The organism is Mariprofundus sp. EBB-1 (genome assembly GCF_003665155.1).
Classification (GTDB): domain Bacteria; phylum Pseudomonadota; class Zetaproteobacteria; order Mariprofundales; family Mariprofundaceae; genus Mariprofundus.
Genome location: NZ_RCFQ01000001.1, coordinates 39,301 through 53,433, shown reverse-complemented (window position 1 = coordinate 53,433; position 14,133 = coordinate 39,301). Strand labels below are relative to the sequence as shown.

Below are 14,133 nucleotides of genomic sequence, written 5' to 3'. Positions count from 1 at the left end.
CAGAGATTCCCTAAAAAAGTCAGAGGATCCGCTTAGGCCATGGATGGCCTGCCATAATCATACCCACAAGTGCTTGATGTTTGTGAGCAAAGGGAAAATCGCACTTTTTCCCTTGTGTGCTGAAAAACTACATGGACGTAGTTTTTCAGAGCATCTTTAGATCTCTGCTTCAATAATTGCATGCCATGCATAGGCTCTGAGATCCTATGACAAACGACATGATCATCTCAGCACAAAATATTGCAGACCATTATGCTGTGCTTAACCGCATAGGTGCACTGGGCGATCATCCGGGCGCAGGCTTTCATCGTCCCGCATATTCCGATGAAGAGACAGCCGTCATGATCTATTTTGAAACGCAGGCTAAGCGAGCTGGCTTGAAGGCACGCTGGGATGCAGTGGGAAACCTGTTTATTGAAACAACGGATACGCAGGAGCAGTGGATGGAATGCGGTTCACATGTTGATACCGTGCCCGACGGTGGCAACTTTGATGGTCTTGCAGGAGTAGTAGCCGGATTCACAGCCATTGCGGCATTGCATCATAAACCACGTTCACATGGCCTCAGGTTACGCATCTGGCGTGGTGAAGAGTCTGCCAGTTTCGGCATCACCTCTATCGGTGCCTCCGCTGCTTTGGGAACTCTAGCTGCATCTGCATTAGACAAACGCCATGCAGGGCGCTCTTTACGCCAAGCCATGCAGGAACAAGGTGCAGATCCAGATATCATTGCATCAGCTCAGCGCACCATCGAACAAGATGAGATAGATCAGATATCAGCCCATCTGGAACTGCACATTGAGCAGGGTATCGTACTGGAAAAAAAAGGCGTGGATATTGGTATCGTCACAGGTATTCGTGCAGCCAGTCGTGACTGGATCTCGCTACACGGTGAATTTGATCACTCCGGTGCAACACCGATGGGCAACGAATACCGACGTGATGCCAACCTGGCTTTGGCCCATATACTGGTAAATCTGGATGCGTTATTTCTCAGCCATCAAGAAGAAGATTGCGGACTTGATCTGATCCAAACCATCGGCCATATCAACAGCAACGCGGAGAAAAACAGCCATGATAGCGAGCTGTATAGCAATGCCATATCCAAGGTTAGCGGTTATGCATATTTCTCTTATGAGCTACGTAGTTGCAATGATATTCTACGAAACAGATACAAACAAAAAGCCATCCGGGTTATCCAAGAAACAGCTACGGCCTTTGGAGTAAGTGCCAGGATTGAAAGTATCAGCAATAGCAGTGCTGTCAAAGCTCTGGATCAATCATTACAGACAGACATGCAACGCATTTGTGACACATTAGGCTACAGTTATAGCACCCTGCCCTCCGGCGCATGGCACGATGCCGCCCTCATGGCACAACAAAGCCATAGCAATCAAACACCTCTGCCCGTCGGCATGATTTTCATTCCCTGCCAACATGGCAAAAGCCACTCTCCTGAAGAGTTTGCCTCCAACGAACAAATCGCCAAAGGCACATCGTTATTGGCAACTTTGATGCAACAGGGGCTAAGTAAATAACCATTTAATCTACGTTCTCTTTAAAGATCAAAAAGGGCGGCCCTTTCGGAACCGCCCTTCTTTAATCATCAGCAATAAAACGACTGATATAAAACCAAACTCGGAAGAGTTGGTTTACATACCCATGCCGCCCATACCACCCATGCCGCCCATATCAGGCGCGCCACCAGCAGCTTCTGGTGCCGGGATATCAGCAATCATCGCTTCAGTAGTGATCAACAGGCCAGCAATAGATGCAGCATATTGAAGTGCTGAACGGGTAACCTTAGTTGGGTCAATTACACCCATTTTCACCAGATCACCGTACTCTTCAGTCTGTGCATTGTAACCATAATGGCCTTCACCGTTAGATACTTCATTCACAACTACAGATGCTTCACCACCACCGTTGGAAACGATCTGACGCAACGGCTCTTCGAGCGCGCGGCGAATGATTTTCACACCGGTATCTTCGTCATGGTTAACACCAGTAACGTTATCCAGAGATTTGCGGGCACGTAGTAATGCTACACCACCACCAGCAACGATTCCCTCTTCAACAGCTGCACGTGTTGCATGCAGTGCATCATCAACGCGATCTTTCTTCTCTTTCATCGCGACTTCAGTTGCAGCGCCAACCTTGATGACAGCAACACCACCAGCCAGTTTGGCCAGACGTTCCTGCATCTTCTCTTTATCGTAATCAGACGTGGTATCTTCAACCTGTTTGCGGATCAGCGCTACACGGCCTTCGATTGCTGCTTTGTCGCCAGCACCGTCAACAATAACAGTCGCATCTTTACTGATCTTCACGTTAGCTGCAGTACCCAGATCTTCCAGAGTAACGTTTTCCAATTTCAGACCAAGGTCTTCAGAGATTACTTTACCGCCAGTCAGGATAGCCATGTCTTCCATCATCGCTTTACGACGATCGCCGAAACCAGGTGCTTTCACAGCAGCTACGTTTACAACACCACGAACCTTGTTCACAACCAGTGTAGCCAACGCTTCGCCTTCGATATCTTCAGCAATGATCAACAATGGTTTACCGGTACGTGCAACAGCTTCCAGGACAGGCAGCAATTCGCGCATATTAGAGATTTTCTTTTCAAACAGCAGGATATATGGGTGATCCAGAGATGCTTCCATACGTTCTGTATCTGTTACAAAGTAAGGTGAGAGGTAACCGCGGTCGAACTGCATGCCTTCAACTACGTCCAGCTCTGTTTCCAGACCTTTTGCTTCTTCAACAGTGATGACGCCTTCTTTACCGACTTTATCCATCGCATCTGCAATGATTTTACCGATTTCAGCATCGCCATTGGCAGAGATAGTACCAACCTGGGCAATCTCTTCCTGGTTCTGTACTTCTTTAGACAGCTCTGCCAACTCAGCAACCACAGCTGCTACAGCTTTATCAATACCGCGTTTTAGATCCATTGGGTTCATACCGGCAGCAACAGCTTTTACGCCTTCTTTGGCAATAGACTGAGCCAAGACGGTTGCAGTAGTAGTACCGTCACCTGCGATGTCTGCAGTTTTAGAAGCCACTTCTTTAACCATCTGTGCGCCCATGTTTTCAAACTTGTCTTCCAGTTCGATTTCCTTAGCAACAGAAACACCATCTTTAGTGATCGTTGGTGCGCCCCATGATTTATCCAGAACTACATTACGGCCTTTGGGACCTAATGTTACTTTTACAGCATCGGCAAGTTTGTTTACACCAACCATCATTTTGGCGCGTGCATCTTCGCCGAATTGAATGTCTTTAGCCATTCTTAAATCTCCTGTTTTATCTAATAGTACTAATTTTTTATATCAATGCGTTCTCATTGAAAAAACGCTAAATCTTTTCTAACCATCCAGATCAGGATAGTTCATCAATCCATTAAGATTCAATGACACCCAGGATGTCATCTTCACGCATCATCAGGAAGTCTTCGCCGTCTAATTTAATTTCAGTACCAGCATACGTTGAGAAGATTACTGTATCACCTTCTTGCACGTCTAACGGACGAACTTCGCCGTTTTCAAGACTTTTACCTTTACCTGTTGCAATCACTAGACCCTGAACTGGCTTCTCTTTAGCCGAATCTGGAATAATGATGCCACCAGCAGATTTTTCTTCTTCATCCAAGCGACGGACGATTACGCGATCATGTAAAGGACGGACCTTTGTTGTCATCTTTGTTTCTCCTTCAATCTAATTGTGGGGCTTTAACTCTGAGACTGATATATAGGAGTCAGCATTCAGGCTTTCAACCCCCAATCAATAATTATTTATGAATCAGGTTCAGTCGCTGATGGCTTATCTTTGTTAAGCCTATCTTTTGTTTGACCGACCCAACCGAACAACCTCACGACAAAGAGTTGCCTAGAATATTTAAGCATCCCGCCAATTCCTTTCAACAGGATAGATATCACCCATATATGAACTGGTATATTACGCATGATAGCAATGGATTGACCATGCATAGGGCTACAGAAAAAGCACCCCAATCAAGCATCGTTAATCTTCCGTTTCCATCAGTCTATCCCACACAAGCTGAATGGCATCTCCGGATAATAGAAAGGTCTCTCGTATCCATTTGAGCGCCTGCTCATCGGGTCTTCCCATATAGGATTCATTGTGACCAATATATGCATCAGCCCACACAAGGAGAGCTTCGGGGGCTTCAACACCAAGCATGAATAAAGGCTCAATTGCATCAGCAAGTAGCTTGTCCAACATCTCTGGGCGACGGGCGCAGATTGATGATAGCGCGGCCATTAGCGCCTCTGCTGCACCTTCACAGTTCGTCTGAATGCTTTGTTTGTAAACGTGCCACACTTCTTCAATACGTGCATCCGTGACGCTCTCAGGCTTACTACTCAAATCATCCAGCAGTGCCAACATAGGCCGCCAGTGCTTCATCGATGACAACACATCTCGAAAAGATTCAAACTGATTCAATACTTCCTCCTCACTGCATGGATATTCATATGATTACACTTCAGCACCAAACTACTTAATCAGCATCTGCTTTTAATATGTTTGCAATTGTTGACCTTGTAGAAGTCTCGTTCCTGCTCTGAAACGATAAGCTGATTCAAAAAAGTTAAACCTGAACCATTTCTATAATTGAGAATCCGTGAATAAAACTCTGAACGACCGTCTTTTGAATAATATGCCAAAACCGGATAGACCTGTTTCCAGAAGCCACCTCTCCTCTTCTACACATAGCGAATAATTCTTCATCTCAAAATGCGGTACACCTGGCCGCAGGCCAGCTTTCGCATCCTGCAGCGCTTTAAAGCTGTATTTACCCTGCAGGGAGCTCCATGCTTTAACTGCATCTGTGCATTCAATCGCATAAGCAGGAGATGCCATTATCATCACACAGATCATAATAACGTTTCATAATCATACCCTCTCCCATATTGGAGTGGAGTCATAAAGGTTTAGCAAGCCTCATTGGCGCGGCATTGACCGTAAAAGGTAGTCATATTTTCGCTCCAAACAATCAATCGCAGCGTAGGAATAAAATGGAATGCGGCTTGTTTCTGAATGATCAAATGTATATCTAACGGTATCTTTTTTTATTGTTGGCTCTTTACACATATATCGATCGCCAACATAAACCCAGCCATCTCCCTGTTTGTGAAGCTCCCGATACACTTTGATTTGATTGAGGACGCAAATGATATTTTGATTGTTTGTATTATCCCAGTGCACCCAACCCTCATTGAAATTACGACACTGAACCCGTTCAGCTTGAGCCAGTCCAGACACCAACGACAACATTATTATACAGATCGACATGAAAAACCTGGACATAATCACCTCCCAAAATAAGTAAGTTCAAACGACAACACCTACTTTAGATCAAACTGAAACCTTTGGAAGGCGAAGTATTTACGCTGCGTGGGACTAAAACAAATAAAACAAGGCACCATTGGAATGAACTGCTTCTGCTCAACGCACGTAACAAAGGTATTCCTTAAAGTGTTGTAATCAGCTTGTCAGCGATGACAGGGACACCTGCCTCGAAGCCAAAATTCAGGTTATCGCAAGGCACATCATATTTATATTTTACTTGAAACTTTTAGTCCTAGTTTTTTTTAAAGCAGGCTACTAAGCAATTTTAGTTTTCGATATAACAATACCATCTTCATCGGCATATAGGTATTCACCGGGATTGAAGGTCACATCGGCAAAATGAACAGGGATATCCATTACACCCTGATTCCGTTTAACTGTTTTGCGCGGAATCGTGGCCAGTGCTTTCGCACCTATATCGACTTTCCCGACATCGGCTGAATCCCGGATGCAGCCGTGGATAATGACGCCTTCCCAACCGTTGGAGGCTCCGAGGGCTGCCATCACATCCCCCATCATGGCACAGCGCAAAGAGCCGGCGGAATCGACCACCAGCACCTTGCCTTTGCCATCTGTTTCAAATGCTGCTTTGAGGAATGTATTATCTTCAAACGCTTTCAGGGTGACGATCTGGCCGTGAAAAGAAGAGCGTCCACCAAAATCACGAAAGATGGGCGCTGCTACTTGTAATGCTTCCAGGTAATCATCGTACAGGTCTGTCGTTTTAAATTGAGCTCTCACTTACCGAATAGACCCTTCACAGCGTTACCGGCACCACCTGCTGCACCACCAAGGCTATCGGTAACCGCAGTCCCTGCAGAGCCACCGACTTTACCGACCTGATCCATTGCACCTTTCTTCAACAGGTCTGCAGATTTACCCAGGTATTTATTCACACCCAATGACGTTACTGCGCCCTTCACATTACCAACCAGTTTGGATGAGAGAATTTGTGCCACTTCCGCAGCTGTCGCACCACCGCTCTTTTTACCAACATCTGTAAGTAGAATACTAGGAAGCTTAACGGTCTGCTCTGCATCACCAAGGGCCGCAATACGTACTTTCGCCTGGCTTCCTTCAACCACCAGTTTACGGATAATCATTTTCAGTTCTTCACCGCCACCCGCTTTGTCAGCTGCCGGTTTTGCTTTTGTACTACCGCCACCAAGATTCTGTTTCAATACATCTACATTGGATGTGCCGGCTTTATTGATTTCATAGATAACAGCTGCTTCGCTGATAATAATCTCATCAATCACAATCGGGTTTTGACGGATCGTAGAGACATCAATTTTCGTAGCAATGTTACCAAGTGAAAAGATATTGGGATCTGTAAACCCAGATGGGTTACCAACAGTCAAACCGGAGATTGCCGCTTTACCCGCTTCCAGTTCCAGTTTCACATCTCCAACACGAACCTCAGTTTTGGTGGCTTCTGAGCCATAGGTCTGGATTGCATCTTTTACAATACCATCAAGATTCGACCATACAAATGCCAATCCTCCAACAATGATAACAGCCAATGCGGCTACTCCGATCAATACTTTTTTCATTATCCAGCTCCTATTCTTTCAATATAAAGAGAAACGCTTTCATGACGCCAAGCCAATCAGCCTCCCTCATCAATAACTGTTACCTTATGCCAGCCAAACAGGATTTGCACGTTGCTTGTACAAAACTGATTGTGCACCACGGCTGTTTCAACATAGACACTATTTGGGCAGATTCTTCAATGCCGCGATACGCGCTTCTGTAGGTGGATGCGTAGAGAACAAGTGCGAAAAGCCCTTCGACTGGCCATGAATTTTCATGGTCGCCAAGGCATCCTCACTCATGCCCTCTTCTCTATGTTCAGAAGAGAGGGTGCGCTGAGACAAGGTTTCAATCTTCTGTAACGCTGCTGCCATGGATGCTGCACCCACTGCCTTGGCAGCATAAGCATCTGCACGAAATTCGCGCCGACGTGAAAACCAGCAGATGGGAATCATCGCCAGAATCGACAGGACAAACTGTAAAACCATATAGACCGCAAAACCCATCCAGTAATTACGCTCCATCAATGGGCGTGAAATCATGCGGGCAATGAAATAGACAAAGGTATTCATTAAGCCTTGCAACAGGGTGGTTGCCATCATATCACCATTGGTAACATGACCCATTTCATGCGCAACCACAGCTCTCAATTCATCATCAGAGAGACTCATAGCCAAACCGGAAGACACCGCAACCATGGCATTATTGCGTGTTGGCCCGGTGGCAAAGGCATTCGGCACATCATCCCAATAAACCCATACTTCCGGCATTTTGATGCCTTCACGCTGTGCCAATTCAGCCACGGTATTGAATACAACCTTCTCTTTCTGCGTAGATGGAGAGGTCACCTGCTGCATGCGCATACCACGTTTGGCCAACCATTTGGACATAAACAAGGAGATAAATGCTCCACCAAACCCGAAAACCATAGCCCAGGCAAACTCATGCGTGGCAACTGAACCACGCAAATCGATACCAAAGTTGGGTAAAACGTAATCAATAAGAATAGTGCCGGTGATCGCTAATGTGAAAAAAATCAGTAGATTGGTAACGATTAATAGAAAAATGCCTTTGAACCACTGCATTGAAAACCCCTTTATGGTAACGTTAGTATTTTAGTATTGCTAAATGTGAGGTCACAAGTGTGCAAATACAAGCCTTGAAATCAGATGAAACATACCTTAAAAAGCACTCATGAATGCTGATACCGAACACGACACTGAAATTCTTGATGACACAATAGTTGCTCCTGAAAGCAAAGAGGGGCATCTGGTTCGTTCTGATGAAGTTCTGCCAAAAGAGTTAACCCTGCTACCTGTCTCCAACAGGCCGCTGTTTCCGGGTCTGGTTGTGCCGCTGATTTATGAAGGCGATGAGATGAGCAAAATCGTTCGTGATCTGGCCGATAGCCATGTGCAACATATTGGTTTGGTACTGGTACGCGATGAAGATCAGCCCTACGCGCCTGAAAATGTATATAGCGTCGGTGTAGTCGCCCGTATCGCTAAAGCCATAGAGATTGAAGGCCATGGTCTGCATCTGGTGGTCGAATGTCTGCAACGATTCAGTATCGAAGGTTTCCTCACCAATAAAAATCCAATTCGGGTGCAGGCCAAATATCGCAGTGAAACCACCTATGAAGATAACATTGATCTACGTGCTTATACCGTGGCGGTGGTTAATACCATCAAAGAACTACTCAAACACAATCCGCTCTATGAAGAAGAGCTACGACTGTTTGCATCGCGTTTCGATGTCAATGAACCGAACCGTCTGGCCGATTTTGCCGCCAGTCTGACCACGGCCAGCCGTGAAAACTTGCAGGATATTCTGGAAACCTACCCCATCTTTGATCGCCTGAAAAAAGTACTATCCTTACTGAATCGGGAACTCGATGTCAGCAAGGTACAGACAAAAATTCGCGAGAATATTGATGAACGTGTGAGTGAGCAGCAACGCAAATTCTTCCTACATGAACAGTTGCAGGAGATTCAACGCGAACTGGGTATGAATGAAGACCCGCGCGAAAAAGAGATTGATGAGTTCAGCAAAAAAGCCGAAAAGCTCAACTTCAGTGAAGAGGCGGAAATAGCTTTTGATGAAGAATTGAATAAGTTAGTGATGTTGGAAACATCGTCACCCGAATACAGCGTAACACGCAATTATCTCGACTGGATGACTTCCCTGCCCTGGGGCAAGACCTGCCGTGAACGCTACAATCTCAATTCAGCGTCGCGCGCCTTAAACAAACACCATTCAGGCCTTGATGATGTGAAAGATCGTATTCTTGAATTTATTGCGGTTGGGGCGCGGAAAAAAGCCGTTGGTGGTTCCATCATTCTGTTTGTCGGCCCACCGGGTGTGGGCAAAACGTCATTAGGCAAAGCCATTGCTGAAGCCGTATCGCGCCCATTTTATCGTTTTTCAGTGGGAGGCATGCGTGATGAAGCGGAAATCAAGGGTCATCGCCGTACCTATATAGGAGCCATGCCGGGTAAAATCGTGCAGGCACTTAAGCGGGTGGACGTTGCCAACCCTGTTATCATGATTGATGAAGTCGATAAAATCGGCTCCGATTTCCGTGGTGATCCGGCATCAGCACTATTGGAAGTACTGGATCCGGAACAAAACTCTGATTTCATGGATCATTACTTGGATGTGCGTTTTGATCTCTCGCAGGTACTCTTTTTATTGACCGCCAATCAACTGGATACCGTGCCTCGCCCCCTGCTCGATCGCGCCGAAATCATTCGTTTACCCGGTTATATGATCAGTGAAAAAGTAGAGATTGCGCGCAAGCATCTGTGGCCAGCACAACTTGAAGCCCACGCTCTGACAAAGCAGGAGGTATCACTGACTAAAACAGTGATTCAGCATCTGGTGGAAGATTATGCCCGTGAACCGGGTGTACGCCGCCTGGAAGGCTTGATGAAAAAAATCCTGCGCAAAGTGGCACGCAATCTGGAAGATGGATCGGCCAAAGCACCGGTACGCATTGCTGTCTCTGATTTGGCCGACTACATCGGTAAAGCACGTTTCCGTGAACAGGCCATCAAACAGGGCGTGGGTTTAGCGACAGGTCTGGCATGGACCGCCATGGGTGGCACCACACTGGTACTGGAAACTACCGTCATCCATCATGATCGCCGTGGCATGAAAATCACCGGTCAACTGGGTAAAGTGATGCAGGAATCTACTGAAATTGCATACTCCTATATCACTTCTAATTTGGAACGTTTTGTTGAAAACAAGACTGAAGTAGATCTTACATATTTCGATAAAGCGTTTGTGCATATGCATGTGCCTGAGGGCGCCGTGCCCAAAGATGGCCCATCAGCAGGCATCGCTATTGCCACAGCGCTGCTATCACTGGCATTGAATCAAGTACCTGCCCGCATCGCCATGACCGGTGAAATGACCTTAACCGGTGATGTGCTACCGATTGGTGGTGAGCGTGAAAAGTTATTGGCAGCCAAACGGCTTGGTATTCAGGAAGTCATTCTACCGGCAGCAAATGAAGTCGATGTCGATGAATTACCGGCCAGTGTAAGAGAAGGTATCACTATTCACTACGCCAAACACTTCAAAGATGTAGCCAAATTGATGTTCGGCATTCGTATGAAACCGGCTAGAAAAAAACGCACGGTGAAGTAATCACTACTCACATTTATTAAGAAACGCTGATTTATTCAACGGTTCCACGCAGGCCAAGGGTGGCCGGCCAAACACAGGCTCTTAACATTCTATACCTACATACATTCAGTTTAGTAACTTACCTCAGTCTGCTAGCGGGAATGGCAGCCAATAACATGCCTCTTTATTTTTTTAATGCATTTCAGGTATTGACCCAGCCACGATCAACCGTGAGAATGCCATTGCAAAATTTTTTTCAGTTTCAAGCAATACAAATACATTTACACACAAAGGTATTATCGTGAATTTCTCAGAGAATATTTCAGAGCTACAAGCATGGTCCGGGTTTAACGGTCATCAGTGGCAACAACGCATTGATGTGCGTGATTTTATTCAACAAAATTACACCCCCTACAAAGGCGACGATAGCTTCCTTGCATCTGCCAGCGATCGCACAAAGCAATTGTGGCTAGAGGTTTCAACACTATTAGAACAGGAACGTCTCAAGGGTGTGCTCGATGTATCCAGTGAAATTGGTACATCTATCACGGCCCATAAGCCCGGTTACATCAATAAACCGCTTGAGCTGATTGTTGGTCTGCAAACTGATGCGCCGCTGAAGCGTGCCATCGTGCCAAATGGCGGTTTACGCATGGTTGAAGCAGGACTCCAGGCATATGGTTTTGAACTCGATAAATCGGTTAAAGAGGCCTATGACCGCTACCGTAAGGATCATAACCAGGGCGTATTTGATGTATATAGTCCTGACGTTCTGGCCTGTCGCCGTTCCGGCATCATTACTGGCCTGCCTGACGCGTACGGACGTGGCCGCATCGTTGGTGATTATCGCCGTGTCCCGCTTTATGGTATCGACTATCTGGTTGCGGATAAAAAACGTGAAAAATCTGAGCTTGATAACGTCATGTTCAGTGAAGATGTGCTGCGTACTCGCGAAGAACTGTCCGAACAGATCAAAGCACTGGAAGAACTCAAGCAGATGGCTGCCAGTTACGGTTTTGATATCAGCCAAGCTGCAATCACAGCACAGGAAGCAGTGCAATGGCTCTACTTCGGTTATCTGGCGGCCATCAAAGAGCAGAATGGTGCTGCCATGTCTATTGGGCGCATCTCGACATTCCTCGATATTTATATCGAACGCGATATGCAGGCTGGCCTCCTGGATGAGTCCGCAGCACAGGAGTTGATTGATGATCTGATCATCAAACTGCGCATCGTGCGTTTTCTGCGGACACCGGAATATGACCTACTCTTCTCGGGCGACCCTGTCTGGGTTACTGAAGCCATTGGTGGCATGGGCGAAGATGGTCGTACACTGGTCACCAAGGGTAGTTTCCGTTTCCTTCACTCGCTCTACAATCTAGGCCCTGCTCCTGAACCGAATCTCACCGTGCTATGGTCCAACGACATGCCCAAAGGTTTCAAGGATTTCAGTTCAAAGGTGTCCATTGAAACCAGTGCGATCCAATACGAGTCGGATGATCTGATGCGTGAACATTGGGGTGATGATTATGCTATCGCCTGCTGTGTATCAGCTATGCGCATTGGCAAACAGATGCAGTTCTTCGGAGCGCGTTGTAATCTCGCAAAAACCATCCTCTATGCCATCAATGGTGGGGTGGATGAAAAGTCCGGCGTTAAAGTTGTTGACGGCTTTGACCCGATCACATCTGAATACCTCGACTATGATGAGGTCATTGCGAAATTCGATGCCATGATGGAGTGGCTGGCCACAACCTACATTAAAGCCCTCAATGCCATCCATTTTATGCATGATAAATACCATTACGAGCGTATCGAAATGGCGCTGCATGACCGCGATATTCTGCGCACCATGGCTTGCGGTATTGCCGGCCTGTCAGTGACTACCGACTCACTCTCTGCCATCAAACACGCCAAGGTACGCGTGATCCGCAATGATGCAGGCATCGCCACCGATTTCGCTATTGAAGGTGAGTACCCGGCCTATGGCAACAATGATGATCGCGCCGACAATATCGCCGTATGGTTGGTAGAGACCTTTATGGCCAAGATCCGTAAACACAAAACCTACCGCGACAGTGTGCCTACCCAGTCTGTATTGACCATCACTTCCAATGTGGTTTACGGCATGAAAACCGGTAACACACCGGATGGTCGCCGTGCTGGTGAACCCTTTGCACCCGGTGCCAACCCGATGAACGGCCGCGACACCAAAGGCTTTATCGCCTCAGGTGCATCGGTAGCCAAGCTGCCCTACCACGCCGCACTCGATGGCATCTCATGGACCGCAACCAGTACGCCGGACACTTTTGGACACACATTAACGGATCGGGTCAATAACCTGAGCAACTGTATTGATGTGTTTTGCAACGCCAACGGTTTTCACGTCAATGTTAACGTGCTCAATAAGGATACCTTACTTGATGCCATGGAGCATCCTGAAAACTACCCGCAACTGACACTGCGCGTATCAGGATATGCGGTAAACTTCATCAAGTTGACACGCGAACAACAGTTGGATGTCATCAACCGCACTTTCCACTTAAGCTTTTAACCTTCTGCCTAACGCTGCCTTACCATGATGATAAGGCGGCCGGCAGGTCACACGTCCTCACACATCATGTAGCAACCAGCCGCCGTTATTGCGGTGCATGGCGACATGCTACTATTGACGCTACCATGCCGCGCATCAAAACAGGCGTACACAAACCGCTGTATTGTAACAACGATCTTCAACGCCCTTTGGCTTAAGATCACAATATACAACGATGCACCACACAAGGATTTCAATGACTGAGCACAACACAGGGAAAACAAGTGGCCTTATCGCACCTGCCTGTGTGGATGAACAGGGGCGGCTTTCAGGCTTCGTACACTCCTTTGAATCGGGCAGTGCTGTCGATGGTCCCGGCATGCGTTTTGTAGTGTTTGTCTCCGGTTGTCAGTTTCGCTGTCTCTATTGCCATAATCCAGATACCATCAAAATGCATAACGGTAATATCATGACCGTTGATCATGTACTCGAAGAGATCGCCGAGTTTGCTTCATTTTTGCGTTTTGCAGGTGGCCTGACAATATCCGGCGGTGAACCACTCATGCAGGCGGATTTTGTGAAAGAGATTTTCTATCTTGCTAAACATGATTATCACCTGCACACCGCACTCGACACCCAGGGTTTTCTGGCCAGCCAACTGGCAGACGAATGGTTTGATGATATCGATCTGGTACTGCTCGACATTAAACATATCGATCCTGAGAAATATCTAGCCCTGACATCCAAACCACTGCAGCCCACATTGAATTTTGCCCGCCGTCTATCCGACATGGGTAAAAAAATATGGATACGATATGTACTCCTGCCCGGTTACACCGATGCTGTTGAAGATGTGGAAAAACTGGCCGACTTTATCACCACGCTTAAAAGCGTTGAGCGCGTAGAAGTATTGCCGTTTCACAAAATGGGTGAACACAAATGGCAGGAATTGGGCTTCACATACCACTTGAAAGATGTGCACGCTCCCTCCCAGCAACAAGTGGAACGCGTCATTAATCAATTCAAAGCGCGTGGTCTGACTGCCTGCTAAGAATTAG

The 14,133-nt window shown here is 46.8% G+C and carries 12 protein-coding genes; 4 read left to right on the top strand and 8 right to left on the bottom strand.

The window, feature by feature from the left end; translation table 11 throughout:
• Nucleotides 1-206: 206 nt before the first annotated feature.
• A complete protein-coding gene (locus tag D8Y20_RS00255; RefSeq protein WP_121541024.1) occupies nucleotides 207-1,538 on the top strand; it encodes a hydantoinase/carbamoylase family amidase in 1,332 nt (443 codons plus the stop codon).
• A 114-nt stretch (nucleotides 1,539-1,652) separates the two neighbouring features.
• On the opposite strand, the gene groL is transcribed toward D8Y20_RS00255, so the two are convergent.
• From groL to htpX, 8 genes are all read right to left on the bottom strand, one after another.
• On the bottom strand, nucleotides 1,653-3,293 hold the full coding sequence (gene groL, locus D8Y20_RS00250; protein ID WP_121541023.1) for a chaperonin GroEL: 1,641 nt from the start codon (nucleotides 3,291-3,293) through the stop codon (nucleotides 1,653-1,655).
• Nucleotides 3,294-3,405: 112 nt separating this feature from the next.
• Nucleotides 3,406-3,702 carry a co-chaperone GroES gene (gene groES, locus D8Y20_RS00245; protein WP_121541022.1) on the bottom strand — a complete coding sequence of 99 codons (297 nt, stop codon included), beginning with the start codon at nucleotides 3,700-3,702 and terminating at the stop codon, nucleotides 3,406-3,408.
• Nucleotides 3,703-4,026: 324 nt separating this feature from the next.
• Entirely contained in the window at nucleotides 4,027-4,470 is a 444-nt protein-coding gene (locus D8Y20_RS00235) for a hypothetical protein (RefSeq protein WP_121541020.1), read from the bottom strand.
• 162 nt (nucleotides 4,471-4,632) lie between these two features.
• The gene (locus tag D8Y20_RS00230) at nucleotides 4,633-4,893 is read right to left on the bottom strand and encodes a hypothetical protein (protein ID WP_147433998.1); all 261 of its coding nucleotides are present in this window, start codon (nucleotides 4,891-4,893) and stop codon (nucleotides 4,633-4,635) included.
• Between the two features lie 75 nt (nucleotides 4,894-4,968).
• Entirely contained in the window at nucleotides 4,969-5,289 is a 321-nt protein-coding gene (locus D8Y20_RS00225; protein ID WP_147433997.1) for a hypothetical protein, read from the bottom strand.
• A 342-nt stretch (nucleotides 5,290-5,631) separates the two neighbouring features.
• The gene (gene rraA / locus D8Y20_RS00220; RefSeq protein WP_121541017.1) at nucleotides 5,632-6,117 is read right to left on the bottom strand and encodes a ribonuclease E activity regulator RraA; all 486 of its coding nucleotides are present in this window, start codon (nucleotides 6,115-6,117) and stop codon (nucleotides 5,632-5,634) included.
• Complete coding sequence (locus D8Y20_RS00215; RefSeq protein ID WP_121541016.1) at nucleotides 6,114-6,929, bottom strand: hypothetical protein; 816 nt, start codon at nucleotides 6,927-6,929, stop codon at nucleotides 6,114-6,116. Before D8Y20_RS00215 ends, rraA begins: the two co-directional genes overlap by 4 nt.
• A 159-nt stretch (nucleotides 6,930-7,088) precedes the next feature.
• The gene (gene htpX / locus D8Y20_RS00210) at nucleotides 7,089-7,994 is read right to left on the bottom strand and encodes a protease HtpX (RefSeq protein WP_121541015.1); all 906 of its coding nucleotides are present in this window, start codon (nucleotides 7,992-7,994) and stop codon (nucleotides 7,089-7,091) included.
• Between the two features lie 109 nt (nucleotides 7,995-8,103).
• On the opposite strand from htpX, the gene lon reads away from it, so the two are divergent.
• The 3 genes from lon to pflA all read left to right on the top strand — a co-directional run bounded on the left by lon (nucleotide 8,104) and on the right by pflA (nucleotide 14,126).
• Nucleotides 8,104-10,563, top strand: coding sequence for an endopeptidase La (gene lon, locus D8Y20_RS00205; RefSeq protein WP_121541014.1), 2,460 nt, complete (start codon nucleotides 8,104-8,106; stop codon nucleotides 10,561-10,563).
• A gap of 280 nt (nucleotides 10,564-10,843) precedes the next feature.
• Nucleotides 10,844-13,096 (top strand): formate C-acetyltransferase, encoded by a 2,253-nt coding sequence (gene pflB, locus D8Y20_RS00200; protein ID WP_255418396.1) that lies wholly within the window; start codon nucleotides 10,844-10,846, stop codon nucleotides 13,094-13,096.
• Nucleotides 13,097-13,331: 235 nt separating this feature from the next.
• A complete protein-coding gene (pflA, locus tag D8Y20_RS00195) occupies nucleotides 13,332-14,126 on the top strand; it encodes a pyruvate formate-lyase-activating protein (protein ID WP_121541013.1) in 795 nt (264 codons plus the stop codon).
• Nucleotides 14,127-14,133 lie beyond the last annotated feature (7 nt).

Bases quoted from the DNA above. Each gene is read 5' to 3' on its own strand.
- D8Y20_RS00230 (WP_147433998.1), bottom strand. From the start codon at position 4,893: ATGATAATGGCATCTCCTGCTTATGCGATTGAATGCACAGATGCAGTT.
- groL (WP_121541023.1), bottom strand. From the start codon at position 3,293: ATGGCTAAAGACATTCAATTCGGCGAAGATGCACGCGCCAAAATGATG.
- D8Y20_RS00215 (WP_121541016.1), bottom strand. From the start codon at position 6,929: ATGAAAAAAGTATTGATCGGAGTAGCCGCATTGGCTGTTATCATTGTT.
- lon (WP_121541014.1), top strand. From the start codon at position 8,104: ATGAATGCTGATACCGAACACGACACTGAAATTCTTGATGACACAATA.
- htpX (WP_121541015.1), bottom strand. From the start codon at position 7,994: ATGCAGTGGTTCAAAGGCATTTTTCTATTAATCGTTACCAATCTACTG.
- pflA (WP_121541013.1), top strand. From the start codon at position 13,332: ATGACTGAGCACAACACAGGGAAAACAAGTGGCCTTATCGCACCTGCC.
- groES (WP_121541022.1), bottom strand. From the start codon at position 3,702: ATGACAACAAAGGTCCGTCCTTTACATGATCGCGTAATCGTCCGTCGC.
- D8Y20_RS00255 (WP_121541024.1), top strand. From the start codon at position 207: ATGACAAACGACATGATCATCTCAGCACAAAATATTGCAGACCATTAT.